This window comes from Kineococcus indalonis (assembly GCF_009906395.1).
Taxonomy (GTDB): domain Bacteria; phylum Actinomycetota; class Actinomycetes; order Actinomycetales; family Kineococcaceae; genus Kineococcus; species Kineococcus indalonis.
Genome location: NZ_JAAALM010000569.1, coordinates 1 through 2,429 on the forward strand (window position 1 = coordinate 1; position 2,429 = coordinate 2,429).

A 2,429-nucleotide genomic window follows, 5' to 3' on the forward strand; every position below is an offset into this window, starting at 1 on the left:
CCTGGACCGAGCCCGCCCCCTCCGGTCAGCCCGCGGGGGCGGGCTCGGTCCAGGTCGCCGCGTCGACGACCCGCACCGCGTCCACGGCGCCGAGCTGCTTGTCGGCCCCGGCCAGGCGGGCGGCGGCGTCGGCGGGCAGGTGCACGGGGGCGCCGGCGGCCAGCGGCAGCAGGTGCAGCGTCAGCTCCCCGCCGGCCAGGGCCCCGGCGTCGCGCAGGGACACCGTCCAGCGCGAGCCGTCCCAGAACCGGTCGGTGACGGCGCGCCCGTCCACGCGCAGCTCGGCGACGTCGCCGGCCCAGTCCACGTGCAGCAGCGGGTCGCGGCCCGGCTCACCCGCCCACGCGGGCAGGTGCAGGCGCAGCACCGCGGCGTGCTCGTCGAAGGCGGCCGGCGAGGGCGCCGAGGCGCGTCCGTCGAGCTCGCCGTGCAGCACGGGCACGGTGGCCGACGCCTCGCGCAGCGTGCTCACGGCCACCTCCTCGTGCCGGGCGGCGGGGCCGGTGCGCCGCAGCGGCAGCGCGGTGAACGCCCGGGCGGCGGGGTCGTAGGCGCGCGCGCCGGGCTCCTCGCCGGTGGCGCGGCAGGTGACGGCGCCGTCGGCGCCCCAGGCCAGCGGCGCCGCCGAGCGCAGCAGGCGCCGCGCCCCGCCGGTGCCCGCGCCGGGTTCGACGACCCACAGCTCGCCGGCGGCGTCGGCGGGCAGCACCAGCAGGTCCAGCGCGCCGCGCGGGCCGCGCACGCGCAGCGGCTGCTCACCGGGCTCGACGTCGTGCACGAGCAGGTCCTCGTGGGCGCGCCCGGGCAGCACCTCGCCGTCGGGGGCCTGCACCGAGGTGCCGGCCGGGACGGCGACCTCGCAGGGCACGCCCTCCTCGGCGGTGAGCACCAGGACCGGCACCCGCCCGGGCAGCACCGTCAGGGCCGAGGCGGTGACCCACTCCAGGCGGGCCCCGCCCAGCTCCAGGCGGAAGGGCCAGCGCGCCAGCGTGCCCGCCGGCACCGGCACCGGCCGCGAGGGCAGCACGAGGGGTTCTCGGGCGCCCACGCGCACGGAGAAGCGCGCGCCGGGGTGCTGCGGCAGCGGCACGTGCGGCTGGTGCCAGGAGACGAGGACGAACCCGTCGCCGTGCTCGGCGTCGGCGCGCACGGCCCAGCGCAGCGTCGTGGTGTCCTCCACCCCGGCCGGGCGCACCTCGGGCAGCGAGGAGGGCATGTCCGCCAGGCGCTCGCCGAACGCGGCGAGGAAGGCGTGCTGGCGGCGCAGCTCCGCGTGGCTGGGGGCCGGGGCGCCGGACTCGCCCACGGGGGCGTGGAAGTCGTAGCCCAGGCGGGGCACGTCGTTGGGGTAGCCGGTGGCGTGGGACTCGTGGGTGCCGCCGGTGCCGCCGGCGGGGTTGGTGCCGCCGGCGTACATGTAGTAGCCCTGCCACGCCGAGCCGTTGCCGATCTTGCAGTGCGCGACGGCGGCGACGTCGAGGGCGGCCGGGCGCGGGCGGCGGTGGTAGGCGGTGGCCATGCCGCCGCCGAGCTCGCAGGTGGCGGGCGGGAAGAGCGCCGAGGGGCTGCGCGGGGCGGAGCCGGTCGGGCCCGCGGTGCCGGTGCGGGCGCGCACGTCGGCGCCGATGCCGGGGTCGTCCCACACGTGGGAGAAGAAGAAGTGCTCGCGGAAGGTGGGGTCCCAGGGGGCGTCGGCGTCCACCCAGAACCCGTCGCCGTACCCGCCGTACAGGGGCAGCACCTCGCCCTCGGGAAGCTGCGCGCTGCCCCAGGCGGTGGCGGTCCACAGCGGGGCGCTGATCCCGGCCTCGCGGGCCAGGCGCTTGAGGGTCACCAGGTGCTGCGGCTGGTCGTACAGCTCGTTGTCGAGCTGGACGGCCAGCACGGGTCCGCCGCGGGCGCGGGCGCGCCCGCCCAGGGCGGCGCCGACGCGGCCGAACCACTCGCGCACCAGCTCCAGGTAGCCGGGGTCGTCGGTGCGGTGGGCCACGTCGGCGGCCTGCACCCAGTCGGGGAAGCCGCCGTTGCGGGTCTCGCCGTGCACCCACGGTCCGATGCGCAGCACCACGTCCAGGCCGGTGCGCTCGCACTCGTCGACGAAGGCCGCCAGGTCCAGGCCGCCGGTGAAGTCGGCGCGGCCGCGCTCGGGCTCGTGGTGCAGCCAGATCACGTACGTGGACACCACCGTGACGCCGCCGGCGCGCACGGCGCGCAGCCGCTCGGCCCAGCGCTCGCGCGGGACGCGGCTGTAGTGCACCTCGCCGGAGACGGGCACGAAGGGGCGCCCGTCGCGCTGCAGCCACCGGTTCGTCAGGCCCAGGCCGGGCCGGCGGTCCTGCTCGTTCGCCATCCGCGGGCGCACCGGGGGCGTCGCCCAGGGGTGGTGCACGAGGGCGAGGGGCGCCCCTTCGTGCCCGTCTCCGGCGAGG

General features: G+C 79.0%; 1 protein-coding gene. It reads right to left on the reverse strand.

Going from position 1 to position 2,429, the window contains the following annotated elements; genetic code table 11:
* Window positions 1-25: 25 nt before the first annotated feature.
* Window positions 26-2,389 carry a beta-galactosidase gene (locus GTR00_RS18975; protein WP_407659739.1) on the reverse strand — a complete coding sequence of 788 codons (2,364 nt, stop codon included), beginning with the start codon at window positions 2,387-2,389 and terminating at the stop codon, window positions 26-28.
* Between the last annotated feature and the right edge of the window lie 40 nt (window positions 2,390-2,429).